The 23,095-nt window shown below is 55.3% G+C and carries 23 protein-coding genes and 2 pseudogenes; all 25 read right to left on the reverse strand.

Annotated features, from left to right (window positions below):
- Positions 1-52 precede the first annotated feature (52 nt).
- Positions 53-2,494, reverse strand: a complete 2,442-nt coding sequence (locus WFO70_RS07775; protein WP_442913369.1) for a phage tail tip fiber protein — start codon at positions 2,492-2,494, stop codon at positions 53-55.
- Between the two features lie 23 nt (positions 2,495-2,517).
- Positions 2,518-4,981, reverse strand: a pseudogene (locus WFO70_RS07780) (host specificity protein J); the annotation flags it as partial.
- 53 nt (positions 4,982-5,034) lie between these two features.
- Positions 5,035-5,649 carry a tail assembly protein gene (locus tag WFO70_RS07785; protein WP_320457034.1) on the reverse strand — a complete coding sequence of 205 codons (615 nt, stop codon included), beginning with the start codon at positions 5,647-5,649 and terminating at the stop codon, positions 5,035-5,037.
- The gene (locus WFO70_RS07790) at positions 5,627-6,373 is read right to left on the reverse strand and encodes a C40 family peptidase (protein ID WP_337015510.1); all 747 of its coding nucleotides are present in this window, start codon (positions 6,371-6,373) and stop codon (positions 5,627-5,629) included. The genes WFO70_RS07785 and WFO70_RS07790 overlap by 23 nt, the downstream gene beginning before the upstream one ends.
- Positions 6,374-6,375: 2 nt before the next feature.
- Positions 6,376-7,113 (reverse strand): phage minor tail protein L, encoded by a 738-nt coding sequence (locus WFO70_RS07795; RefSeq protein WP_320457036.1) that lies wholly within the window; start codon positions 7,111-7,113, stop codon positions 6,376-6,378.
- Positions 7,114-7,170: 57 nt separating this feature from the next.
- Positions 7,171-7,509, reverse strand: coding sequence for a phage tail protein (locus tag WFO70_RS07800; RefSeq protein ID WP_320457037.1), 339 nt, complete (start codon positions 7,507-7,509; stop codon positions 7,171-7,173).
- Positions 7,510-7,511: 2 nt separating this feature from the next.
- A complete protein-coding gene (locus tag WFO70_RS07805) occupies positions 7,512-10,007 on the reverse strand; it encodes a phage tail tape measure protein (RefSeq protein WP_337015511.1) in 2,496 nt (831 codons plus the stop codon).
- A pseudogene (locus WFO70_RS07810) lies at positions 9,991-10,350 on the reverse strand (phage tail assembly protein T); the annotation flags it as partial. The pseudogene WFO70_RS07810 and the gene WFO70_RS07805, both read right to left, overlap by 17 nt.
- Complete coding sequence (gene gpG, locus WFO70_RS07815; protein ID WP_337015512.1) at positions 10,314-10,727, reverse strand: phage tail assembly chaperone G; 414 nt, start codon at positions 10,725-10,727, stop codon at positions 10,314-10,316. The gene gpG and the pseudogene WFO70_RS07810, both read right to left, overlap by 37 nt.
- A 35-nt stretch (positions 10,728-10,762) precedes the next feature.
- Positions 10,763-11,500: a phage tail protein gene (locus WFO70_RS07820; RefSeq protein WP_337015513.1), complete on the reverse strand. Its 738-nt coding sequence runs from the start codon at positions 11,498-11,500 to the stop codon at positions 10,763-10,765.
- 7 nt (positions 11,501-11,507) lie between these two features.
- Positions 11,508-11,906, reverse strand: a complete 399-nt coding sequence (locus tag WFO70_RS07825) for a phage minor tail U family protein (protein WP_320457041.1) — start codon at positions 11,904-11,906, stop codon at positions 11,508-11,510.
- On the reverse strand, positions 11,903-12,457 hold the full coding sequence (locus WFO70_RS07830; protein ID WP_337015514.1) for a phage tail protein: 555 nt from the start codon (positions 12,455-12,457) through the stop codon (positions 11,903-11,905). Before WFO70_RS07830 ends, WFO70_RS07825 begins: the two co-directional genes overlap by 4 nt.
- Positions 12,458-12,466: 9 nt before the next feature.
- Entirely contained in the window at positions 12,467-12,820 is a 354-nt protein-coding gene (locus WFO70_RS07835; RefSeq protein WP_320457043.1) for a head-tail joining protein, read from the reverse strand.
- A 10-nt stretch (positions 12,821-12,830) separates the two neighbouring features.
- The gene (gpFI, locus tag WFO70_RS07840; RefSeq protein WP_337015515.1) at positions 12,831-13,247 is read right to left on the reverse strand and encodes a DNA-packaging protein FI; all 417 of its coding nucleotides are present in this window, start codon (positions 13,245-13,247) and stop codon (positions 12,831-12,833) included.
- 46 nt (positions 13,248-13,293) lie between these two features.
- Positions 13,294-14,319, reverse strand: coding sequence for a major capsid protein (locus WFO70_RS07845; protein WP_320457045.1), 1,026 nt, complete (start codon positions 14,317-14,319; stop codon positions 13,294-13,296).
- 67 nt (positions 14,320-14,386) lie between these two features.
- Entirely contained in the window at positions 14,387-14,719 is a 333-nt protein-coding gene (locus WFO70_RS07850) for a head decoration protein (RefSeq protein WP_262673243.1), read from the reverse strand.
- Positions 14,720-14,728: 9 nt separating this feature from the next.
- Entirely contained in the window at positions 14,729-16,060 is a 1,332-nt protein-coding gene (locus WFO70_RS07855) for a S49 family peptidase (RefSeq protein ID WP_320457046.1), read from the reverse strand.
- A complete protein-coding gene (locus WFO70_RS07860) occupies positions 16,041-17,633 on the reverse strand; it encodes a phage portal protein (RefSeq protein WP_337015516.1) in 1,593 nt (530 codons plus the stop codon). The genes WFO70_RS07855 and WFO70_RS07860 overlap by 20 nt, the downstream gene beginning before the upstream one ends.
- Positions 17,630-17,836, reverse strand: coding sequence for a phage head-tail joining protein (locus WFO70_RS07865; RefSeq protein ID WP_166182182.1), 207 nt, complete (start codon positions 17,834-17,836; stop codon positions 17,630-17,632). Before WFO70_RS07865 ends, WFO70_RS07860 begins: the two co-directional genes overlap by 4 nt.
- On the reverse strand, positions 17,836-19,758 hold the full coding sequence (locus WFO70_RS07870; protein WP_337015518.1) for a phage terminase large subunit family protein: 1,923 nt from the start codon (positions 19,756-19,758) through the stop codon (positions 17,836-17,838). Before WFO70_RS07870 ends, WFO70_RS07865 begins: the two co-directional genes overlap by 1 nt.
- Positions 19,730-20,239: a terminase small subunit gene (locus WFO70_RS07875; protein WP_166182180.1), complete on the reverse strand. Its 510-nt coding sequence runs from the start codon at positions 20,237-20,239 to the stop codon at positions 19,730-19,732. The genes WFO70_RS07870 and WFO70_RS07875 overlap by 29 nt, the downstream gene beginning before the upstream one ends.
- Before the next feature lie 312 nt (positions 20,240-20,551).
- Complete coding sequence (locus WFO70_RS07880) at positions 20,552-20,725, reverse strand: GnsA/GnsB family addiction module toxin (RefSeq protein ID WP_138368719.1); 174 nt, start codon at positions 20,723-20,725, stop codon at positions 20,552-20,554.
- Positions 20,726-21,188: 463 nt separating this feature from the next.
- A complete protein-coding gene (locus WFO70_RS07885) occupies positions 21,189-21,416 on the reverse strand; it encodes a hypothetical protein (RefSeq protein WP_337015519.1) in 228 nt (75 codons plus the stop codon).
- Positions 21,417-21,923: 507 nt separating this feature from the next.
- Positions 21,924-22,274 carry a hypothetical protein gene (locus WFO70_RS07890; protein WP_337015521.1) on the reverse strand — a complete coding sequence of 117 codons (351 nt, stop codon included), beginning with the start codon at positions 22,272-22,274 and terminating at the stop codon, positions 21,924-21,926.
- Complete coding sequence (locus WFO70_RS07895) at positions 22,271-22,885, reverse strand: glycoside hydrolase family 19 protein (RefSeq protein ID WP_337015522.1); 615 nt, start codon at positions 22,883-22,885, stop codon at positions 22,271-22,273. Before WFO70_RS07895 ends, WFO70_RS07890 begins: the two co-directional genes overlap by 4 nt.
- Positions 22,886-23,095 lie beyond the last annotated feature (210 nt).

The following is a 23,095-nucleotide window of genomic DNA, read 5'->3' on the forward strand; positions in this document are numbered from 1 at the left end:
TAAAATGAAAAACCCAGCCGGAGCTGGGTTGGATGGTCTGAGGTTATGGGGTTCAGGAGAAGGAGCCGGTTCCGCGGGTCACAGTGATAGTTGGTGCATAAATTGCCACTGTTGCATTACTGGAAGAAACGACAATGCTGGCATCAATACGCTGCCCACCCATCCCGGTCACCGCGTGCCGCGCGGTGAACCATAGCCCACCTACAGGCACGTCATAAGTAAACGTGCGGACGTTACCCGCGATAGTTACCTGAATGGTGGACGCAACCGCACCTGTAAGTCCTCGCACATATACCAATGACTCTACGACGGCGTTTTTATTCAACACGCTATTGCTGGAGTCGGTATACGACATAGCAACACTGGTTGAAACAGCATTATTCGACCGGTTGCTGGAGTCGGGGAACACCCCTGTGTTAGCTACGTCTCCAATGAAAGATGTCGCTTCAACCGTGCCCCTGAAGCTCCCGCTGGTCGCCTCAACTCTGCCTTTAAAACTCCCGTCAGTGGCATAGATCGTCCCGCGAACGGTCACGCCGTTGAACGTGGCATACCCGGATTTATTGATATGCCAGCCGACATTGCCGGTCCCGTCCCAGTTGCTGGACTGGATGTAATTGCCGATCTTGCCGTTGTCGATAGAACCGTCCTGGATGAACACCGAACGCATGAACATCTGGCCGCCAGTCGAAGCAAACACCAGCTCCTGACCGTTCGTCGTCGGGTTATAAACCGCGAACGTATCGGCAGAAATCAGGAAGTTTGAGGCCCCCGCACCGTCAATGCCCAGTTGGATACCCGCGATGCGTTTAACGCCGTTCGCCTCCACCTGGACTTTAACGCCCCACTGCGCGCTCAGCTTACCGTTGATATCAGCAACAGCCTGGCTGGTTGTCTGAACTGCGGAGTTAGTATCACCAATAGCTGCCGTGACCTGCTGAATGCTGGTCGCCGTGGCGCTCTCCAGATCCGTAACGGCTTTATCAATGCGCGTAATGGCTGCAGCATTGGTCTGGCCGTTTTGCTCTACCGTGGCCTTAAGCGTAGTGACCTGCTCCGCCACGGCACTTGTGGCATCCGCAGAGGTCTTCCGGACATCGGTGATCTCGGCCATCGTTTTCGTTTCGCCAACGGCAAACGTCACGCGCTGATCCGAGAATGCGGTGAAGTTGGCAAGCGCATTGGTGACGTTGCCGACAATACCGGCATCCCGGCTGGCCGTGTTACCGTCCACCTCAACCTTGAGGCTGTCGATACGGCGTCCCAGCGCGCTGTCACCATCCGTACGGGCTGTGGTTTCCGTGCTGATGTCCGCTGTGTTCTGGTCGGTCGTGGCCTTAACCGCAGCCAGGGCGGTGGTCTGCGCCTTGTTATTGTCAGCAACGGCTTTAGTGACCGTCGTGATATCGGCGGTGTTTTTGCCGACAGTCACCTGCAGGCCCGAAAGCGTGGTGGCCTGGGCTTCCTGCTCAGTCGTCAGCGTTGCGAGTTCCTGAGTAACGGCTGCATGGTTATCGTTTACGGTCGATTCCAGCTTCTTCCGCTCCGTCACCTCCGCTTCCTGCGCCGTGATGCGGGCCTGTCGTTCGGTGTACAGCAGACCCGATGCCAGTTTTGACGGATCGTCACCGGTATAGCCGCCCCGGATCTGCGTCGCCAGCGTCTCGCGCGCCGTGGCTTCCGCCTGATCGCCAGTAACACGGGCTGTCGTTTCCTGCTGCAGCGCCGCCATCCCGGCCCCCGGTGTTGGCCGCCCGACCGCTACCCAGTCAATCAGGTAGTAGTTCGTCGCGTCCTGTTTGGTGGACAGGTCCAGTCTGAACTGATTCATCGTGGCTTCGGTCAGCCAGGGGATGTTGTCGAACTCCACCGTAGCAATACCGTTGGCGTCATAGGCAGGCTCGGCGACGGTGATCATGTTGGTGTCGTTGAAACCACCAGTGCCACGCCACCGCAGCTGCCCCGTCCAGCCCGGCGCACCGACTTTCCTGATGCGGAGTTTAACGAAGCGATAGGACGAGGAGTTGATAGCCAGTGATCCCGGTGATGCCACCCACGGATCGGTGGCGTGGTTCGCCGGGCGGATCCACCCGTCAACGATTATGGGAGTCCCGTTCCCGGTCCAGCCTTCTACCGTCGAATCGAAGTACCATATTTTCACCGGGTCGAACTGGGAGCCGGTGCCTGCTGAAATCTGCGCAATCTGCTGCGCCAGCGAGTCAGAGGTGGTCTGAATTGTCTGGTTGACGTTGCTGATATCCGCGACGCGCTCGTTCTTCTCGGTCAGCAGCGCCTGCCCCCGCGCCGTTGCCTCGTCGGTGATGGCTTTCTTACGGTCCGTGACCTCCTTCGCCAGGCCCGCTTTAGTCGCCGCCGACTCTGTCGTTACTGCGGTGATGTCGTCGCGCGCAGACTGGATATCTTCATCCAGATCGGCAATGTCCGAAACGAGGTTTTTATAGCCATCAGTCTGTTCAAGCGTGTCGCCGATCATGTCGAGATAATCACCGGCTTTCGAGCTGGACTGGCCTGCCGCCCACTCCGTCCAGTCGCCGGTGTTGCCGATACGATCCACCAGGCGCGCACGGTACCACTGACTGACGCCCGCCCGCATCGGGCCATGCTGGTAATGCGTGGCCGGAAACGGCACCAGAGCCAGTAATTGCGGGTTAGCCTTGTCTTCAGTGGTGGCGCGCTGAATCTCGGTGTATGCCGTATCACCTGAGCCATCCGGGAAAGCCCAGGTAATATCGATAGCCCAGACGACATCATCCGTGGCGGCCAGTGCCTGCGGCGTTCCAGGCCTGCCGTTTTTGCCCGTAAGATAGGTGGTGTCAGCATAACCCCACGGCGAGCTTGAATCCTGAGCGTTCAGCGCTCGCACCCGCACGTCATAACTCCCGGTGTAAATCCCCTGCACCGTAAATCCCTGGGCGCTGCTCACCGGAACGTTTATCCAGTCGCCATTATCCTTGCGCCATTGCGCCTGGTACCGGATAGCACCATCCACCCGATCCCAAGAAGCATTCATGGTGGCAACGGTAAGTCCCTGCTCTATGTGGTCGGTTTCGGTGAGGGTGATGTTTTTCGGTGCCGGAAGAACGCTTACCGGCGTGACGGTGACCGGTGCCGGGGTAATGCGCACACCGTCATCGATATAGCGGTATTTATTCGGGTCATGCTGAACTGCGGTGATCGTGAAACCACCGTTGCTGTCGTCGTTCGCCCGGATGGATGTCACACGAAAATACTGGATAGCCAGGTTGTCGCTGTCGATGGCCCACACTGCGCCGGATTCAGGCGGCAGCCTGAAGGGGGTGGTGACCGTCACCGTCTGTTTATCCGCGCTGATGGACGCGATTGTCCGCGTCTGCGCCTTGCCGTCCGGCAGGTTGACCACCAGGCGATCGCCAGCAGCGTAATCAGCGGGACGATCAAGCGTAACGTTCCGCCCGTTTACCGCCCGGATGCGTCCGCCGTTCTGCCTGCCGGCGCGGAACGGGTCCGCGATACCGATAATTTCCGCAGGCAGGGGAATATAACCGTCCAGCCCCACGCCAAATGACACCGTTCCGTCGCGCGCATTAGACAGCAGTGCCCAGCGGCCCCGGCGGTGCGCCTCACTCTGGGATGTGCAGCCAATCGCCGTCATCGACATCTGGTTGACCTTGTACCGCTTCACCAGGTCGGAATCGTAGACACTCTCAACAGTATCGCTGTAATGGTTCTGAGGATCAGACCAGGACACCAGAGCAGACGAGTAGCGGTTTTTGTAGCTGCCGCCGCCGTAGGTAAACAACCCGTCGATCACGTTCGAGGCATGGTAGGTAAAATCAACCTCATCCTGCGGCACATCCGCGCGCACATAAATCTGGTCATTGCCCCAGAAGGTAATCCCCCTGAATATCGCCGCTAAATCGCTGAGAACGGTGTAGGCGTCCTGCTGGCTCTGGATGTAGACATTGCAGGTGAAGCGCGGCTCGGTCCCACCAGCCCCGTTCGACACCTTCTGATCGCAGTACTGCGCAATGGCGTACAACTCCCACTTATCGATCATGGCAGCATCGATGCGGGTACCCATGCCGTAAATCTCATCCAGCACCAGATCGTAAAATACCCAGGCCGGGTTGTTGGTGTAGGCCATTTTGAAGCCACCCGACCAGGTGCCGCTGTAGGTGCGCGTAACCGGATCGTAGGAGTCCGGCACGCGTACCAGTTTCCCCTTCGGCCTGCAGGTCACCTTCGGCGCGCCACTGGTAAACTGGCTGGAGTCGACCTCGATATACAGCAGCGCCGTATTGGGATAGCGTAACTTGCTGTCGATCACCTCAGCAAACGAGAACACCTTGAAGGCGTTTATCAGTTTTGAGTTACCCACGGAATCAGGCGTGATGCGACGCACCCGCACAGCCCAGCCGGTAGTGGCCGCTGGCAGGTCAATACGAATGTCGCGCTGGTATTCCGTGGTTGTCTTTCCGTCGAATTTGCCGTTAACCACCGTCTGCCAGGCAGCACCATCAGTCGAGAGATCGACGGCGTACTCCGTGACCGTCCCGACCATATCGCCGTTGTCTTTATAGGTGTACTGTACGGGCAGGCTCAGCTTAATACGCACGGCATCCAGCATCAGGTTAGAGAACTGGCGTGTCCACGGCGCGGTGGTGGTCACTGTCACGTTTGCCGACATTTCGTTGTCGACCTCAGGCAATCCCTGAATGTAGTCCTGATCCTGAGTGCCCAGGCGAAAATCCCACTTCACGCCGGTGAAGTTGTAGCTGCCGTCGGCGTTCGCCAGCGGGGTGTCGTTTAGGAAGATGTTCTGTGCCGTCAGCTCACCCTGGATTTCACCTTCAGCGATCGCCAGCAACATTTTTAATTTTGCTGTCGACAGCAGGTCATCCGGATCCTCAACAGAAGTGCGCTGTTTAGCGCCACCGCCTTTACGTCCCTGAATAAGGGTTTCATCTTCGAGAAGTCGCATATTTCACCCATAAAAAAAGCCACCCGCAGGTGACCTGTAGCTGACAATAAATTTCACTGCTGGTCGCTGGAGAAGATCCCCGCGCTGATAACTGCCCCGCCGATCTCGCGCTCACCAAAAAACACAGGCACCGGATAACCCACAGCCACGGTGTTCACCGGCGCGCCAAAGGCGTAGTTGGGTTTGTTGTCCGTGCTGGACGAGGCACCGACGTTGTATTTCGGCTGGGGTGTCAGCAGCTGAACAACACCCCCCAGCATCATCGACAGGCCGAGTCCAGTCAGGGCCGTTGTTGTCGCAGTTGCGGCAGCTGTACTCAGACCTATCGCCGTCAGCGAAGCACCCGCGGTAAAATACGCGGCAACGAGAGCCACCGCCCCGATAACGATCTGCAGTACACCTCCGCGCTTTGAGCCTTCAGTAATGGCTGAAATCCGGTACACCGCACCGCCGCGGGTCATGTCGAACTCGTCGAGCCCGATGTTGTGTTTGCCATTGAAGAAAGCGAAACGGATCCCCTTCATATGTCCTTCTGACAGGTAGCGTTTAAAGCCGGGAACCTGGCTGCACATGGCGCGCAGCATCTCGCGCAGATCCTGAACCTGAAATTGGTGTTCGCGCCCGAACTTTTTCGCCATGCGGCCTTCAAGAATGAGTGTCTTCAGCATTCATCAGCTCCCTGTGCCGGACCACACGAACGGTGCGGTCACGGAAATACTTGCCATACGGCACCCGGGCAGAAAGGTTGCCGAAATTATGGTGCAGCATGATATTGTCCTGGTGCTCGTGATGACCAAGGTAAACAGCCGCGTGGTTGGTTACCGGCGCCTGTATACGCATCATGATCATATCGCCGGGACGCATATCAGCCGGGTCCACCTGGATAAAGCCTTCTGCCTCCCAGTTATCGTCGTAGCGATTTTCTCCCTGCTCCCACCACTCGTACGGTACCGAGTAATCGCCCAGGGTAATGCCGTGTTCACGCTGGAACCACTCACGGATCAGCGACCAGCAGTCAGCAAAGCCCAGCACCCAGCGCCGCCCGGCGTAGTCCCGGTCTTCGCGTGGGGCCAGCGTGCAGAAATCACCATCCGGCCAGCTCATGATGCCCCACTCTACTCCGGACCAGTCGCACTGCACCCTGTCCATTTCGGACGGCATAAGCTGCACCACGTCCGGGTGGGAGTGGATAACCATAATGATTTCTCCCTGCTCCGACGCTGCCAGCTTATCCTCTGGCGAGATCGTGAAGGCCTCAGTGGGCGTTACTGAAATATTGCGGCACGGGATGTACTGCTGCGCCCGCCCGGCCTGCACCACCACGCCGCAAGCCTCGTTCGGATATTCCGCGGCGACGTGGGCGCGGATCGCTTCCATCAGTTTTTTTCGCATGGTTATTTACCCTGAAGGTTTGCCGCCGGGAAGCCGCCGAACGGCAGCGGGTTACCCGTCCCGAACCGCGCTTCGCAGTCCTGCATCTGGCCGCCGCACATATCCAGCGCCGGGTTATCCGTGGGGGTGCCATCCTTGAGAAAATAGCGGTTCCCGTTGTAGTCACATCCGGTGCCGGTGCGGTACCAGCCGCGCGTGCACCAGGTGCAGACCGGCGTGATCTGCCGGGTGGGCAGCTGCAGGTTCTGGATGTCAAAGGGTGAGCACAGTTCAAAGTCGACCTGCACCCGCGTTTCAGCGGTTTTGGCGTTGACGTAAAAAAGCTGCACGCGCTCGTCCGCCGGGCTGGCGTTCGGGTTGCCGGCCGTCCAGTTGGCCGCGTCCAGATACTTCGCCAGCGTGGTGTGGATCTTCACCTTCGCCCTCGCCAGGTCGTCGAACTCGAGGCAAAGCGCAGTCACGTAGTTGCCGACGTTCGACACGGAAAGCGTGGGTGTGGGCTGTGCCCCGGTACTGGACAGCTCCAGGCCTTTCAGCTCGTAAGGGTAAGGGTCATACTGCTGACCCTGCCAGATAATGGCAGGCAGGTTGTCAGCTGCGAATGCAGACCAGCCTGCAGAAGCAATATTGTGGGCATGGAAGCGCAAAATGGTATCCATGCCAAATTCGGTGCCGTCTATTTCAATCAGCTGTACTAGCTGGCCCGGTTCCAGCTGCTGAATATCCTGCGTGAAACTCATATTCACCCCATAAAAAAACCGCCCGGAGGCGGTAAGTCATTCTGGATTTGAAGATAATCAGGGAGCAAAGGACTGCTCGAACGTGAACACTACTGTCGCTTTTTTTCCGGAGGGGAACGAAACACTGAAGGAATCAGCCTTCATCCGATAGAGCTTCTTCTCCCCCCAGGGGTTCGTCCACCAGAACGATTTTGTAATGTGCGACATAAGGAACGCACGCAGCACTGAGGCCTCGCTTCGCGTGCCCGTCCAGTCAAGTTCCCAGACTTCGGACTTGTCATTGATCCCCATCCCGGCGATCTGTTTATACCCGTCGCCAAACTGGGACTGAAGCGTACGGGCGCTTTCCGTTCCACGGGCAGTTTTACGGGTGCCCCAGCTGAATGTGTCTGTCACCGCTACCTCCTTGGGTAAAGTACACCACCCGGCCCCAGTTCCTTTTTAAGCCGGTCAGTGATGGTCTGCTGAACAATGCCCTGAAGCTGCCGCGCCGTTCCAATGGTGTCCGCCTGGCTGGATTCGCCACCCCCCTGCTGACTGACACTGACCGGTGCATAAACGCTGATCCCCCGCATGGCCGCAGCGGGCATATTGCCGCCACCCACCAGTCCGCCGGACGCGTAACCGCGCATCATGCTGTACAGATTCCCCACCCCGATCCGGCTGGTCGCCTCTTTGGTAAAAACGAACTCCCCGCGATGAACCACCCCCGCAGGTTCATATTTACCGCCCGATCCGGTATAGCCACCCCCGGCAAATCCGATAGCCGAACTGACAGCGCCCACGATCCCCACTCCCGCCTGTTTAAGGGCGATTTGCGCCAGCATCGAAAGCGTTGAGCGGGTGAAGTCACTCCACTTTGCTTTACCGGTGGTAAGCATGTCCGCAAGGTTTTGCGTCATTCCGTCAAAGGTGCTGGCGGCTACATTTTTCATCTGGCCGTACGCGTCACCCGCAGAATCGGCGTAATCAGCCCAGGCGGATTTCCCACCAGACATCCAGTCACCGCGCATTTTATCCTGTTCCTGATAATATCCCTGTAGCGCCTGAAGCTCTTTCTGGTAGCCCTGATCTTTTTCAGATCCGCCGCCATTTTTCCAGCTCTGTAGTATCTGAGCCTCTTCATTACGGCGCTGTGCAGCACGACTACTCATCCCCGCGCTTTCCGCCAGCGCCCGGGTTTTCTCACCCATCTGGGTAACGTATTTTTGCGATGTATCCTGCAGACGGTTGAGGCGCTCCTGCGTGACGATCTGGTCACCCAGTTTTGCATTGATTTCAGCCTGAGCGAGCACCTTATCCTTGCTGGCGAGCAGGGACTTTTCATCTTCGGTCAGCGCCCTGGTTCTGGCTGCCTGCTCAAGGACCGTAAATCTGGCCTGTTCTTTCCACAACTGCTGGCGCTGCTGGCTGATCATGTCATTGATATCACTGTGCTGACGCAAAACCTCAAGCTGCGTCTGCAACTCCAGTGTCTGCGCACTGGTACTGTCGGTGAGCTTAGCGCCTCCAGGCGTCCTGCCTTTCGTCGGTTTTTTCAGGGAGTCCTCATATTCCTTTTTGGCCGCCGCCATGTTGATGTTGTAATCCGCCTGCAGGATCCGCCCATCTTTCAGAGCCTTATTCAGCTCATTCTGTCGTGAAGTGTATTTCTCCAGCGCTGACTGCGTTTTAGCGTAATTAGACTGCGCCTGTGCTGCATATTTCTGACGATCAGATTCCGCTACCGCTTCGCGGGAGGCATTCGCCTCATTCGCTTTGGAAATCCCCGCCTGTTGCTGCGCCATGTCCAGCGTCAGCCTGGCCGTTTCGCGGTCATTCCAGAACCGCGCACGTGCTTCATCATTTACATAACGGTCATCCTTTCGCAGGTTCCAGATTTCATCGGCCTTTTTGAAAGCGGCTTCTGCTTTTGTCACCATTTCCTGCGCGGTATCAGGCCGACCGACATCAAGCGCCGCATCCCACATCGACTTAAACGCGCGTTTCAGCGTATCGGCAGCAGTTTCAATCGACCCCATATTGTCGCGAATGGATTTGGTCTGATCGTTGAATCCGGCGGTGGCCGCGTCGTTTGCCGCCTTAAGTGCCCCGGCTTCATTACCGGCACGCTGCAACTGGGCAACATGTGCGATTTGCTCGGCGGTGACGTTGTGAAATTGCTGGGCCATTGCAATGAGCCCGGATGTCGGGTCAGTTGTCAGCTTGCCATACGCAGCGGCAACCTTATCGACTGGTACACCCGATGCTTCGGTGAAGCGGGCCACGGCCTGACTCATGTCATCAAAATGGGCACCGGCACGCACTCCGGCGTTGATCAGCTCCGTCAGTGCCTTGCTCGTCTGATTAAACGTAAGTCCGGCGGACTGGCCGCTTCGCGCCAGCGTGAGCATCCGATCGGCAGTCAGCCCTGAAGCGTTACCGGAGAGGACCAGTGTTTTGTTGAAATCGGAGAGTGTGGACGAGCCGGCATACCAGGTATACAACAGCGCCCCCGTCGCGGACGAAAGTGCACCAATACCAAGCATAACTGGCGAGATAGAACCCAACAGCGCACGAAACGTTGGAATAACACCGCCAAAGGAATCTTTTACCTGTCCACCCTGCTGGAGCAAAATAAGCCAGGGGTTCTGGCCACCTGCCAGCTGCGTTGCCACATCAGTAAACTGCGCCGGGAGCATGCGCATCGCCGCGGTATACTGACCGACAGAGATGCCTGCCTTGCGGGCAGCGCTCTCCTGGCGGCTGAATGACTGCTGGATCCGCAAAGCTGAATCGTTCGCCGCGTCCCCCGTTTTCCTGAATTCTTTTTTGACGTAGTTGATCTGCTCGTTAAATTTCGTCGAGTTGACGTCAAGATTAACGACCAGATCACCGACTGCCGTCTGGGCCATAGCGTATACCTCCAGAAATACCTTCCGCCTTCGCCATCAGCGCATCGTCGTCCGTCTCTGCTACCTCAATGGATTCAGATGCAGGTGAAAGAATGCTGAAGCTGGCAGGCGTCAGCTCCGGATCGGCAAAAAACAGGGTTGAAATGGTGTAGAGCAGGCCGGAGAAGTGGGCGTCCAGCTGCGCATCATGAAAGAAGTTATCCTGGTAGAAGATTTTCCAGTCGCCATACTCCGTAGAGGACATGCCAGCAAGCATGGCGCGCCAGTCAGGGCGACTGAACTCACGCGCCAGTTTCAGGACGAACGTCAGCTCACTGGCGAGGGCTTTTCCGCAGTTACGGATTCCGCAGGATCGCTAATCTCTCCCTCCGGGCTCTCTGACTGCGGCTCAATCATGCCGGAGAGGCGTTTCACCTTAAAATCCGCCTCTGCAATAAGCTCCGTCGGCCAGGTCTGCAGGACTTCATCCTGAATTTTCGATACTTCCGCTGGCGCGCCCTCAGGAAGCGTACCTTTCAGCGCATGACCATGCCAGAGCGACAACGCCACCAGGTAAGCACCATTTTTCACGGTGAGAGTGATAGCGGTCTGGAAATCACCTTCTTCAACCGCTTCCAGCTTTTTCAGGTACTCAAGGTGTTCAATGCGCTGCAGCGCGGACAGCTGGTACAGCGTCACGCTGCTGCCGTTATGCTCGAGCAGTTCAGTTTTAAGAAACATATTTACTCCGGAGTACGGGGCTCACGCCCCGGGATTCAGGAAACGGTCACCTTGCAGATTGCCGCAAAGTTACCGCTATTGGTCATGACAATAATTTCAACGGTGCCCGCCGCCACGCCGGTGACGGTCACCGTTGAACCACTGACCGTCACTGTTGCTTTCGACGGATCAGACGTCGCCACGCGGAAGGAAGTATCTGAAGCGCTGGCTGGCAGAACTGTCACTGCCAGTTGCGTGGTCGCACCGACAGCAACCGCTGCAGTGGATTTATCCAGGCTGATACCCGTCACGCCAATTACCGCAGTACCGCTGTCTTCTGCCAGTGAGGGTTTGCCGTTATTGGTGATCTTTGCCGTTCGGGTCATAACTTCTTTAGCCGAAACGGTCTTTCCAAGGCTGCTCACCCAGCCTTTAAAGACATCGACGGCGCCATTCGGGTACTTGATTTTGTATCCTTTAACCGTGCCGTCATCGAACCAGTTCACCAGGTCCTGCTGACCGCTTTCACCCGGCAGCCATGCCAGAGTAAAACTCGTGTCGCCTGCTGATTTCTGACCCTGCATGGATGAAGCCCAGTCGGCGTTGTCGTCATCGATATAGGTGTCGTCCTCTGACTCGGCGGTGAGTTCGCCTGGCTGCAGATCCTTGATCTTTGCCAGACGCAGCCAGTTAACATCCGAAAGGGGACTGGCGTAGGGATCGCCGCTTCCGGTGTAAATCCAGAGCGTAGTGCCGGCACCTTTCGTCGGTGCCAGCGGGTTAGGTGTGGTCATAACGTCCTCACATTTCGTAGGTGATGGAATATTTCAGATCGGCTGAACTCCAGAGTCCGATATCATCATCGCGCTGGTAGTCATAGCCCTGCTGCACCATGTTGGTGATAAGGGATGCAAGCCCCGGGATCTCCGACAGAACCGGGTAAACACGCGCTTCCATCCATTTATCCAGCTCCGAATCAGGCACCTGGGCAGGAAGAAAGACTTCAACATGAAGAGTGGCCTGCCAGACATCGGCATCCAGTTCTTCCCCGGTGTACTCCGCGTCGGTGAGATAAACGGCGACGGCCGGGAAATCTCCCTCTTCGAGCACTGCTGGCCTGCCGTCAAAATAAATGGCGTCAGTACCAATCGCGCTTTCCAGCGCGTCAAGAATCAACTGTCGGATATCACTGTGTTTCATTTTGTCAGAATCAACCTGAGTTGGTTTGTAAGGGATGCCCGGAGCTCTTTGGGCATATCCGAGTCCATGAGCTTCGGCAGCTCAGCTTTAAATGCCGTGGTTAAAGGGGCTGCCAGAGGAATGCTGACCACTTCCATCGGATAACGGGGCTTTGCTGTTCGCCTCATGACGTGCCAGCGACCATTTTTAAGCTGCTGAATGAATCCGCCCGGGAAACGGAACGGTCCAATGCGCAGCACGCTGTTGGCCCCTTTCTTATCCCGTTTTTTGCGGGAAAGGCGCACGCTGGCGGTACCGAGTTTTATGGCCGGTAAATTGCCACGGTTTACACGGATAAGCGCGCGGGGTTTATTAACCGTCGCACGTCTCAGCCTGGCGCGTTGCTTTACTAGTTTTCGCGGTACGCGGGTATCTTTCGACACGACTGCCACGCTGCGGCTGACGGCCCGGTTTGCCACGCGGTTAACGGCCTGTGCCGACGCACGCGGGACAGCCGTTTTGCTGATGCTGTTGAGATTCTCTATCGCCTGCTCAAGGCCTTTAATGGACATGCAGCCTCCTTAACGACGGCGGGTACCGGCGGGCGGGCTCCCGTTACCCAGCCAGATATGGCAGGATCCACAATCGTCAGGGCCAATTCGCTCAACCCAGAAAGCCCGCCCGTTAATCATCAGGGTGTCCATGCGTTCCAGCTGGTGAACAGTGGCGGTTTCCACGAACAGGGTCGGACTGGTACCTTCAACCCGAATCCCTACACTGGCATAACCAATATTCTCTGGATCATCGAAAACGCCCATCAGGGTGACACCTGACAAAGCGCCTGACATCACCTTTGCCTTTGCGCCCATCACACTGCGGATAGCGCCATCCGCTCGCGACATGGCCTCGTCAAAGAGATTATCGAAATCAGCCATGCGGTCCCCTTCAGACTTCTCTGGCCAGCCCCTTTGCGATCAGCTCGTCTGCATCCTGTTCGGATACGCGAATGATCACGCCGGGCTCAACGATGGAGACCGGTTCGTTACGCGTGGCATGCAGCGCGTCAATATGCAGGGTTGCCAGCGTTTCTACTGTTACCCGGTCATCGGTTGTGGTCGCTTTCGTTTTTTCTTTCACCGCATCAGCAATATCACCGTCGGTGCTGTCGGTGCTGTCGGTGCTGCCGGAAGCATTCTCCTCTCCATTTTCACCGTCAACCGAACCGGCATCTCCATCCAGCTCCTCTTCAAGCTCAGCAATACGCATCGACAGCTCCTGGATGGTGCCGCTGGTATTCACGTCACGGCCCAGCATTTTGCCCAGCTCTTTCAGCCGGGCGATGAGTGTCTCTTTTTCAGTCATGGAAGCTACTCCGAAAAATTGGCCCCGAAGGGCCACCGGGTGGAAGTTACGCGAGTTTGACGGACACAAACTCGTCCGCGTCTGCCAGCAGCATCAGCGGCGCGGACTGGATCATGGTGAATTCACGGGCCGGGTCACCGGTCTGCACCCAGTTTTTTGGATAGCGTGCAGAGGCGTTAATGCCCTCGCGCTGCGCGTCCACATCCTGGATACAGCCATAGGTCCGCAGACCGCGCGCCTGTGTGTTACCCAGTACCATAGTGTTATCTGGCAGGTAATTCTTCTGCACACCCCCTTCAACGTACTGACCGGCATACACGACGATTGCCACATCGCCGTACATACCTTTGTAGGAAACCGCCTGACCGAGATCCTTGAGTGCGGTTTCCAGCTCGGAGTTAGAGCCGCGGCGGGTATCCAGCTTGTCTTTGACGGCCTTAAAGGAGCGGAACAGTGACCAGCCCTTTGGATCGAACACGATGATGTTGACCACGCCACTGGCATTCACCGCATACGTCTCGATGTCATCGGTCGGATCATAGGTTTCTTTGTCCCGGCTGGACCACGCCGCAGCACCCACCTGAACAATGTTGTTTCTGGCGCTGCGCTGCATATCCACCTCCACCGGCTCGAACGCCTCCCCAGTCATGGTATATTTACCGCTAAGAACGGCGGATACGGCCTGCATTTCTTCGACCTGCGCAATCGCCAGCTCTTCATCTTTCATGTTCTGCAGAATAATGCGGCGGCGGCGATAGGCCGGATCAGCCAGGTTCTGTGGATCTTCATCCGGCAGGCGTCGCAGGGTCATCTGCGGGTTTACTTCGTGCTTGGGCTTAACATAACCAGGCGTGAATTCTGAAGTTGTACCGCCGCGGGAGCGGATGACCTTGCCGGAAATAACAGGCGAGACATAGAGCGCCATGTTAACCAGGCCCGGGATTTGCGACAGGTACACCTTCTCAGTGCTGAAGGGATAGCTTTCGCGGAAAAAAATGCGAAGGAAAAGCGGATCGAACTTAAATTTCTTCTCATTGACCGCCAGCAACTGGGCAGTGGTATAAATTGACATAGATTTTTCCCGTAAAAAAAGCCGCACAGGCGGCTTTTATGGATGAAAGTGAGTGTTAATAAAGGGTTTAGATGATGCTGACGGCCGTGCCGGTAAACGCATTACGCTTGATATGCTCATCTGTCACAGCTGAAGGCCAGAGAACATCTTCAATGCGGAATGAACCGGATTTATAAAATGCCAGCTCCACGCTGCTCTGGTCTGCCGCTACGGCAAGAATACCGCATGCCGCGCCAGCGTGAGCGCCGTCCCAGACCGTTAACTTGCCAGTGGCGGCATCCAGCATGAGTGGTGTCATGGCCGGCGTGGAGGCTGTCAGTTCGCCAGGTGCATATGCAGTGTGTGCCGGGTCACTGTTGCCGAGCGGCTGTAAATGGGTAAAAACTTCAGTCGTTGCCATAAGAGCCTCTTAAACGGGGGTGTTTAACAAATCGTCACCTGCTTCTGCAGATGCATTACCTGACGACAACGCACCAGGTGCTGTTTCCATCAGGCGATCCAGTGCCGTATCGGAACGCGCCTGGGCACTTTGCGGTGCCGCGGCCAGAATGCGCTGTGCGCTTTCGACCGTCATACCCGGCGTTTCGGCCAGTGCACGCGCCTGTGACTCACGTCCTTTCGCCTCTTCGCAGTTCAGGATCCCCATGATTCGGCCATTTTCGGCACTCACCGCTGCGGCGACCTGGGCACTGACCTCTGCCGGGGAAGCAACAACTGCAGCAGCGGATTCGACAGTATTTGTCTGTTCTGCTGACGCGGTTGCTTGAATAGCATCCGCAGCTGCGGCTGATGCGGTGGTTACTTTTTCCATATTTCCTCCAGGGGAGATTGTTTTTCGTTTGTTAAGTGACTCGCGCATCACGTTCAGCGCGTCAGTGTTATTGACCAGCTCTTCAGCCAGACCGGCATCCACCGATTCCTGACCGGAAAATACAGCCGCTTCGGTATCCAACACGGACTGCACGGACATGCCCGTATAAGCGGCAACCTTTTCGGCAAACATCCGGCGCGTGGCGTCGATCCGCGTCTGAAAATCATCGCGAACGTCTTTCGGTAGTTTTTCGTAAGGGTTGCCATCAACCTTGTGATCTCCGCTGTAAATCAGGGTCACCTCGACGCCCTGCGTTTTCAGGGCAGCGCCGTAGTTGCTGTGCGCCATCATCACGCCGATTGAGCCCGTACGCGCGGTTTGGGTGACCAGACGGCGGGAAGCGGCGCTGGCGATAAGTTGCCCGGCGCTGCAGTTCATATCGTTTGCCAGCGCCCAGATGGGCTTGATATCGCGCATCCGTGCAATAATGTCGGCGCAGTCGAATGCACCGGACACCATCCCGCCAGGCGTATCCATATCGAGGAGAATGCCGTCAACGCCGGGATCGCTCATGGCCTGCTGCAGGCGGGCAATGATCCCGTTGTATCCCGTCATGCCGGAATAAGGCTGCAGCGAACGGGTTTTACTGACCAGCGTGCCGGAAACGGGCAGCACCGCGATACCGTTCGTTATCTGGTAACTACGCGACGGCCGGGGCACCATCTCCTCATCATCACCAAAGAGCGCCAGCGGTTCGGCAATCTGCTCAGCACCAGGCGTTGCGCCAGACACCGTATCCGTCAGTCGGGTGATCCCCAACTGGCCTGCCAGCGCGCAAAAGAAAACCCGCGCATAGGCGGGTTCAAGCATCAGCGGCTCATTAAAGGCCATGCTGGCAATATGCGGGAGATTACGCAGTTCTGGCGTCATCTTTATCCTCCTCGTTTGATTTTTTCAGCCCGGATTCAAAAGCGGCTGCCGCCCAGGCCGGGGGTTTAAGACCCGCGCTCCGGCGCTCCATAGTTTCACGTACCTGCTGAGAAAATATTTCCTGATAGTCATCTCCGCGTTTGGCGCACTCCTTCTCATAGGTGCTGAGGCCGGCCTCGATCAGCATTACAGCCTCCTGCACCTCCTTCAGGCCATCAATAGCCATGCGCCCCGAGCCGATCCAGTTTGCGTTACCCCATGAAGTTCTCGCTTCCTGGAAGCTGAACCTGGCTTTGGATGGGAGCGTGACAACCCGGCGCGCAATCGCCTCTTCCAGCCAGCAGACAAACATCTGACAGGCCTGCCGGGCTGCTACGAACTTGCGTCGACCCATAAAGAACGCCCAGGATTCATTGGCGCTGGCGCGTGCGGTGGAGTAACTCATCTGGGAATAGTTACGCGAGAGCTGCTCGTATGACACCCCCAGCCCGGCGGCGATATAGCGCAGCAGTGACTGCTCAAATGTTGAATAACCGTTATCCGTATCCTGTGCTGACTGCAGATTCAGTGAATCACCAGGCATCAGGTGCGGGACTTTGGCACCACCGAGCCGAACCGGCGCCGCGGTGTAATACGATGCCATTTCACCCAGCCAGCCTGTCATTTTGCTTTGCTGGTCTTTACTGTCAGAGCCGAGAATAAAGTCCATCGCCGTCTGCGTATCCAGTTCGCTTTCAATGGTGGCCGCATACATCGCTTTCACGATCGCACTCTGCAGTTGCGTATTTTGCAGGGTGTCGAGCATCTTCATCTGCTCCATCACGCTGTAAAACACGTTGGCACCGCGCGTTTGCCCGTCTTCAAGCGGCTCGAACACATGGATAAACGATGGTCTGCCCCCATGGAGTTCGCGGGGAATATACGTCCATTTCTGCGCCATCCAGCCCGGATAACCATCCTCGCTTACGTAGTAGCCCAGCGCCGCACCAGCATCGTTTATGCTGACACCGGCGCGGCAGTTCCGGGTGTCCCCCATGTTATTGGGATTGCTGACGCGCTTCGGACTGACCATCTTGAATTGCGTGCGGAAAAGCCGCGTTGAATCACTGTCCCAGGTGGGCTGCACGAACAACTCACCGTTGAATGCGTGCGTCGCGACCCCCTCACGGATCATCATCGTAAACGTTCGCTTGCGCTCGGCATCAATCCCGCAAAAGTCATCTTCAGCATACTCATACCAGGCGGCTTCCACCTCCCTGGCAAACGCGCGGCACTCCTCTTCTTTAATACCGAGATAACGCCAGCTCGGGCAGTAACTCAGTCTGAAAAATGACCCAACGATGTGATCCTGGTGAAGTTGTACGGCGTTTGCTGCGTAGCCGTTATTTCGTACAAGATCGTCAGCACGGGCGTTTCCACGTGATAAATGAGGCAGGAGCGCCGCATCAGCACTTTCGATGGGCGGATTCCAGGAGCGCAACTGGCCGCCAAATCCGCCGTCACCGCCGTGATACCCGGCATATTCGCGCAGGGATGTTTTACCGTCTGGGCCCACTAAAGCTGGTAATTTCATACATAAAACCCTGCCGGTCCCCGGCGCCGTGAAGTGGAGCCAACCTGAGATTCGAGGTCAGCAATGTATTTTTTCAGCTCGCTGACTGAGGTAGCTGTAAATTCCACCCTTCGACCATCTTTCTGTACCGTTGCCACCCGTTTACCCATCATGAGGTCATGTAATGCAGTGCGTGCTGCCTCCAGATCAGCCTGTGTCGCCATTATTCTTCTCCGGATAATGCCCGGGCGTAATCCGCCAGGGTTTTGTGATTTTTACGCCCGCTGTCTTCCTCCAGCAGACTTGCCAGAAGAGAATCGAGATTAAGCTGCCATCGCGAAATGCTGATCCGCAGGGCTGCAAGTGCATAGACAAAGCAGTCGAGCGCCTCATTTCGTCGCTTTTTGCTGTCCCAGACGATCTTTTTCTTACCGTCTACCCACTTTTCGACCTGCTCCTCAGCTGTCAGCTGCTGAGCTTCGGCTAAATCATAGATTTCAGGGTTATTAGGGAAATGCACTGCCCCGGCGAGGGGTTCACCGGCCTCTGGCACGAGGGTGAAACGGTTATAGATTTGCTCTTTAGCCGTGTCGGTGCCCACTTCCGTGAGATAAACACCGTTTTTGTTGCGTTTGCGCGGCATGCTGGCAACGGGTTTACCGTAGACAGATGCCCCTTTAATGGGTATCAGGCGGAACAGGCCATGCTTTTTCGAGCGGTTGTAAACGATGGTCGGATCGATACCGCCGATATCCCAGCAGATGCGTGAAACCGACATTTCCACCCCATTTTGCCGGGTATATGTCCGGTTGATAGCCTCATCAATCCGAAGCAGAGTAGCTTCATCGTCATGACGGCCCATGATGATCTGCCTGTCGATAAGCCAGCTTTCTTCGCCGGGCCCCCAGCCCCAGACCCGCATTTCATAACGGTCAAGCTGGGAGTCAATACCGGCTGTCAGGTAGGCCACCCGCTCCGGTACCGCGGCACCAAAGTGCTCCTTACGTTCGGCCATTACGTCTGCATCGGGGCGGTCACCAATTTTCGGCTCCCATGTTTCGCCAAGCGTGGTATTCACGAAAGTCTTGCGCTTGCCGGTATCCCCTTTTGTCTTAATCCAGTCTTTGACGATTTGCACCCAGGTCGTGAAAGGACTGTAGGCAGTCCAGATATGAAAAGTGACGCTGTCAGGTGGATCAATTTCGGTACCGGATGATGAAAACCAGCACAAGCCGTCCCGTGTCCAGATCCCCGTCTCCCCGCAAAGATAACGGGCCTGCGCAAAATCGAGCTCCTGCTGCTTAATCACACAGGCGTTATGCTCGCAAAGGTAAAACACACTGGCAGGCTCACCCGGCGTCCACTTGAAGCCGAACGGCGTCTCTTTATCGCCGAATTTCAGATACTGCTCTTTCCCGCAATGCGGGCAGGGAACGTGGAACCGCAAAAAATGCTGCGACTCTTTCGCGGCACGCTCAATCTGGCAGGTGCCCCTGACTTTTGGCGTGGATCCGCGGATGGACTTGGGCCAGACCGAGCCTTCAATTCGTTTATCACCCAGAAAGGTTGGAGAGCCTTCTTTCTCTATGTCCTCATCGAAGGCGGCCAGCTCGTCATAGCCCGCCACATCGACGGATTTCTCGCGATAGTTTTTTGCGGCCTTCCCCCCCAGACACCAGAATCCACGCCCGTTTGAAAAACGCTTCATACTGAGGGTATTGTCCCGGTGTTTTTTGCCATACCAGGGAGCCAGCGCCAGCAAGGTGGGAATATCACGGATTGTCGGCTCGACATGCGACTTCATAAAGTTCTCGGCATCGCCGTCAGTCGGCAACCAGATAAGAGAGTTTCGCTGCTTATGCTGGATGAAATACGCATAAACCCCGAGCAGCATCTTTGAATAGCCAACACGGGCAGATTTCACGACATTCACTTCACGGATATAGTCGTTGCCCATGGCATTCATGATCGCACGCTGGAAGGGTAAGGTTTCCCAGCGTCCCTCCTGATAAGCAGACTCTTTCGGGAGGTAATAGTTATCGTCTGCCCATTCAACGGCAGTCATTGGCAGGGGTCTGACCAGAACAGAGAGCCCTTCCCTTACCGCATGAACAAAGTTATTCATCTGTATTTCTGTAATACTCATCCGCAAACTCCTGCATCCTCTCCGCAGACTCAACGCATTTATTAGCTCCCTTTGCAACCAGCTCTTTGAGATAAGCCAGCTGGCGATCATTTAATTCAGGGAATCGTCTCTGCATCGAAAGCGGAATGCTGTCCAGAACGGATGCCAGCTCCCCGGCCAGGCGAGATAGCGCAAAAATGGAGAAGGCCGTATCAATCACCTTATGCTCAGCTATCTGATTTTTTAAACGCTGCGCGATCGCCTGTTCAGAAGTCAGCTCAATTCTGGCAACCAGCAACGCCTCTTCATGATCATCATCGCTGCCATCATCCGTACGTGAGTAGCGGTTACGTTGAAGATAAGAAAGATAGAAATAGCGCCACTCATCTATGTCGAGTTCACCGCGTTTCTTTGAAACTGGCGCACCCGGTAGTTTTTGCAATCTGCGCAACTGCCGTTCCGTCAGGCGTAAATGTTCCGCCACCTCCACCTGAGTTGCCACAAGTCACCTCATCTGTTCCTGATCTGCTCTCCCACCTAAAAGACGGTCTCATCCGGTAAAATGAACAAAAAACGCATGTCCGGTTCTAGGAAATCATATTTTATTAATTTTCAATCAATTAGTTCCTTAACGAACCGGACATTACTTCTGGGAAATTTTCATAAATAGCGAGAATCTGCGAGGTCGCCGCCCCGTAGCAGGCCGATATGCCGGAAAGGACCCGCAAACGATAATGAATATTAATTGCATTGATACGCATGCGATGTGCAATAAAAAAGGCCGCTTTTGCGACCTTGTGTTTAGAAGGTGAGATTAAAGTAGTTTAATTTTTACGTCGTAACCTTCAAGGCCTGTCATCGTTTCACGAGCAACAAATTGAATTTCAGAAATTTCTTTTCCGGTTTTTTTTCGTAGTTCTGAAATTTTTTTGGCTATCAGAGCAGCAATGTCTTCTTCTGCCTTTTGCGTCAGATCTTCAATTTTCATTTTTTTACCTCTTCTAATTTATTTACCGTTTCCATTCTCCAGAAAGGTGGCAGTTTTTGATTAATAGTCCCCAACCATAACTGTATATAAATTATAGACCATCAATATTGCAGACGCTGCATGCACAAGGAAATCGCTTGCATAATCATTTGCATAGCGACCTCACCATGTTAGCTCTGCTCACGTTGATGTCGATAAAAAGCCCCTGTATCACTACAAGGGCTTTGGGCATATGGTGCCGGGTGCCTCCCGGTGAGCCATTGGGTTAACCACCCGTGACTCGCTGCTTCAGACTTTCACGATGAGCGCCAGTGAAGAAGAGTCATCAGGTTAATTAGCCCCACCGCTTAGGGGGATTCACCATAGTTTGATGTTAGCGGAAAAATTCTCACCAACCTGTTTCATTTCCATAAAAGCTCGCTTGCAACACAAACTTTCTTTTTAAAGCCAGGTTTCAACTACTTTACAGAAATTTATTCACTGCATTTACTACTTCATCACGCGAAAGCTCCCTGTCAGAAGCGACATATATTTCAATTTGATCGCCCGTAATGGAGTGAATACCTGCAAGTGATATTGGCAAATGCATTTCTTCGCCACCAGGATAATTTCTCGCAATCGTAGTAACACCCTCCAGAGTCTCAACGACCTCTGCAGGGTTTAAATTAAAGAAAACCAGAACCTTTTTCATAGATTTGCCTCAATCCCGTCATACGTCTGTCTTAAGGCAAACGTGTTTTTGACATCGCTAAACGCTAATTTTTAGAAAAGGCCATGCAAATGCATGGCCTTTATAAGTACCGCTCATCTTTCAAGTCTTGATGCTCCGGAGCCACCCGGGAGAGCAAGGACTGAATGCTAACCGATACACCAGCCTGAATGACTATTCAGGGAAGGTGGGTTGAGTCTATACGTTAAAAAAAAACAAAAACTCAAAAAAAAGGAATGGTTGTATTTATACCGCAGGATGGAACATATATTGTCATATATGCTTCCGCTATAGCATATTGCTCTACTTTTTTGCATGCAGATATTTTTTCAAGCCAACCCACATATGTATTTTGCTATTGGGAGTCCCGATATTCATTTCATAGCGTTGTACCAGGCCTGCCAACGGTATTTGTCAAGGCGCAGCTGGCGCAGGCATTGGGCGGTTTCAATATCAGCCTGCAGATCGTCATCGCTGTTGGTGCCAGCATTACTTCCCCTGCATGGCTCCTGCATCAAATCCGCTGATGGAGTTGGCAGCGTCGATTGCACGCTGGCGCAGCTGCACAGCAGCATCGTCAAACTGACACACCTTACGATCCGGAGACTGAACATATTTCACCACGTCACGGGTTATGGTTCGGTAGATGATCCGGCCTTCATCGTTGGCCTGCGCGGCCTTCTGCTCAACAGGCTGAATCGCCTTCTCTGCTTTGGCGCGCTTATCGGCGGCCAGGGCGTTGATGTAGTCGGCGTGGGCACTCCAGCCAGAACGCCAGGCGATTATCCCGGTGACCGAGATGGCGACCACCAGCGCCAGCAGCACATATCGCAGCTTCATGACAGCGCCCCCTGCGCCCGGCTGTAACGCACCTTACGGTCAGCCAGCCCATTCTGCCCGCCGTTGATGATCTGAGTGACGCGCACGATATCTCCGGAGTACAGCAGGCAACCGCGTAACGCGAAGAACCAGGCCGCCGACCGGGCAGCGTGTCGCTCCTGCTCCAGCAACTCTGGCGTACTGACCAGATCCAACTTGAGGGCAGTGCCGCATTTGGTGTAGTTATCACGCCCGGTGATCTGCAGCAGGCCACGGCCACGATATTTCCAGCCGTCGCCCTCAGCGATGTTGCCCATGCGTCCGCCGTATACCAGGTTGGCGATTTGAGACTGACGGGCCGTCTGCTTACCATCAACGCGGCCCAGCATCTCGCACTGATACGCCGTCAGGCGCTTGCCAAAAGTTTTCTTCATGCCGTCGACCGAGTAGTTGAAGTTCTCCACCAGCGAGGTAAAGCCTGCCGACTCGTGACCCAGCTGCGCGATGAACATGGCCTGATCGTTAAATGCGCTGATACCGAACTCTTTCATTGCCGCGTCGATATGCGGATACCAGCGCGCAGCTAACCCGGCGCTTAGTCCAGCCGCCTTCTGAAATTGTTTCTGATTCACTACTAACCCCTTATTAGGATCGGCGAGCATTAAGCTCCCTTGATGCTATGCAATCTATAAATCGAAGACATAAAAAACCCGCAAAAGCGGGACGGAAAATTTATGTTAATCAGTCAGCTTAGAGGTGGCTCTGTTAAACTGCTCTTTCAGCTCGTCGATGTGTCAGCATCGGCGCACATGCGAATGAGGGATAGTGATTACCTCTGAAGG

The sequence above is a fragment of the Leclercia sp. AS011 genome (assembly GCF_037152535.1).
Classification (GTDB): Bacteria; Pseudomonadota; Gammaproteobacteria; order Enterobacterales; family Enterobacteriaceae; genus Enterobacter.

What these genes read in the sequence shown, in the direction of transcription:
- WFO70_RS07850 (WP_262673243.1), bottom strand. Translation starts at nt 14,719, where the DNA reads ATGGCAACGACTGAAGTTTTTACCCATTTACAGCCGCTCGGCAACAGT.
- WFO70_RS07845 (WP_320457045.1), bottom strand. Translation starts at nt 14,319, where the DNA reads ATGTCAATTTATACCACTGCCCAGTTGCTGGCGGTCAATGAGAAGAAA.
- WFO70_RS07865 (WP_166182182.1), bottom strand. Translation starts at nt 17,836, where the DNA reads ATGGCGACACAGGCTGATCTGGAGGCAGCACGCACTGCATTACATGAC.
- gpG (WP_337015512.1), bottom strand. Translation starts at nt 10,727, where the DNA reads ATGTTTCTTAAAACTGAACTGCTCGAGCATAACGGCAGCAGCGTGACG.
- WFO70_RS07825 (WP_320457041.1), bottom strand. Translation starts at nt 11,906, where the DNA reads ATGAAACACAGTGATATCCGACAGTTGATTCTTGACGCGCTGGAAAGC.
- WFO70_RS07885 (WP_337015519.1), bottom strand. Translation starts at nt 21,416, where the DNA reads ATGAAAAAGGTTCTGGTTTTCTTTAATTTAAACCCTGCAGAGGTCGTT.
- WFO70_RS07835 (WP_320457043.1), bottom strand. Translation starts at nt 12,820, where the DNA reads ATGGCTGATTTCGATAATCTCTTTGACGAGGCCATGTCGCGAGCGGAT.
- WFO70_RS07775 (WP_442913369.1), bottom strand. Translation starts at nt 2,494, where the DNA reads ATGATCGGCGACACGCTTGAACAGACTGATGGCTATAAAAACCTCGTT.
- WFO70_RS07820 (WP_337015513.1), bottom strand. Translation starts at nt 11,500, where the DNA reads ATGACCACACCTAACCCGCTGGCACCGACGAAAGGTGCCGGCACTACG.
- WFO70_RS07880 (WP_138368719.1), bottom strand. Translation starts at nt 20,725, where the DNA reads ATGAAAATTGAAGATCTGACGCAAAAGGCAGAAGAAGACATTGCTGCT.
- WFO70_RS07805 (WP_337015511.1), bottom strand. Translation starts at nt 10,007, where the DNA reads ATGGCCCAGACGGCAGTCGGTGATCTGGTCGTTAATCTTGACGTCAAC.
- WFO70_RS07870 (WP_337015518.1), bottom strand. Translation starts at nt 19,758, where the DNA reads ATGAGTATTACAGAAATACAGATGAATAACTTTGTTCATGCGGTAAGG.
- WFO70_RS07890 (WP_337015521.1), bottom strand. Translation starts at nt 22,274, where the DNA reads ATGAAGCTGCGATATGTGCTGCTGGCGCTGGTGGTCGCCATCTCGGTC.
- WFO70_RS07785 (WP_320457034.1), bottom strand. Translation starts at nt 5,649, where the DNA reads ATGCTGAAGACACTCATTCTTGAAGGCCGCATGGCGAAAAAGTTCGGG.
- gpFI (WP_337015515.1), bottom strand. Translation starts at nt 13,247, where the DNA reads ATGACTGAAAAAGAGACACTCATCGCCCGGCTGAAAGAGCTGGGCAAA.
- WFO70_RS07790 (WP_337015510.1), bottom strand. Translation starts at nt 6,373, where the DNA reads ATGCGAAAAAAACTGATGGAAGCGATCCGCGCCCACGTCGCCGCGGAA.
- WFO70_RS07855 (WP_320457046.1), bottom strand. Translation starts at nt 16,060, where the DNA reads ATGACGCCAGAACTGCGTAATCTCCCGCATATTGCCAGCATGGCCTTT.
- WFO70_RS07830 (WP_337015514.1), bottom strand. Translation starts at nt 12,457, where the DNA reads ATGTCCATTAAAGGCCTTGAGCAGGCGATAGAGAATCTCAACAGCATC.
- WFO70_RS07795 (WP_320457036.1), bottom strand. Translation starts at nt 7,113, where the DNA reads ATGAGTTTCACGCAGGATATTCAGCAGCTGGAACCGGGCCAGCTAGTA.
- WFO70_RS07860 (WP_337015516.1), bottom strand. Translation starts at nt 17,633, where the DNA reads ATGAAATTACCAGCTTTAGTGGGCCCAGACGGTAAAACATCCCTGCGC.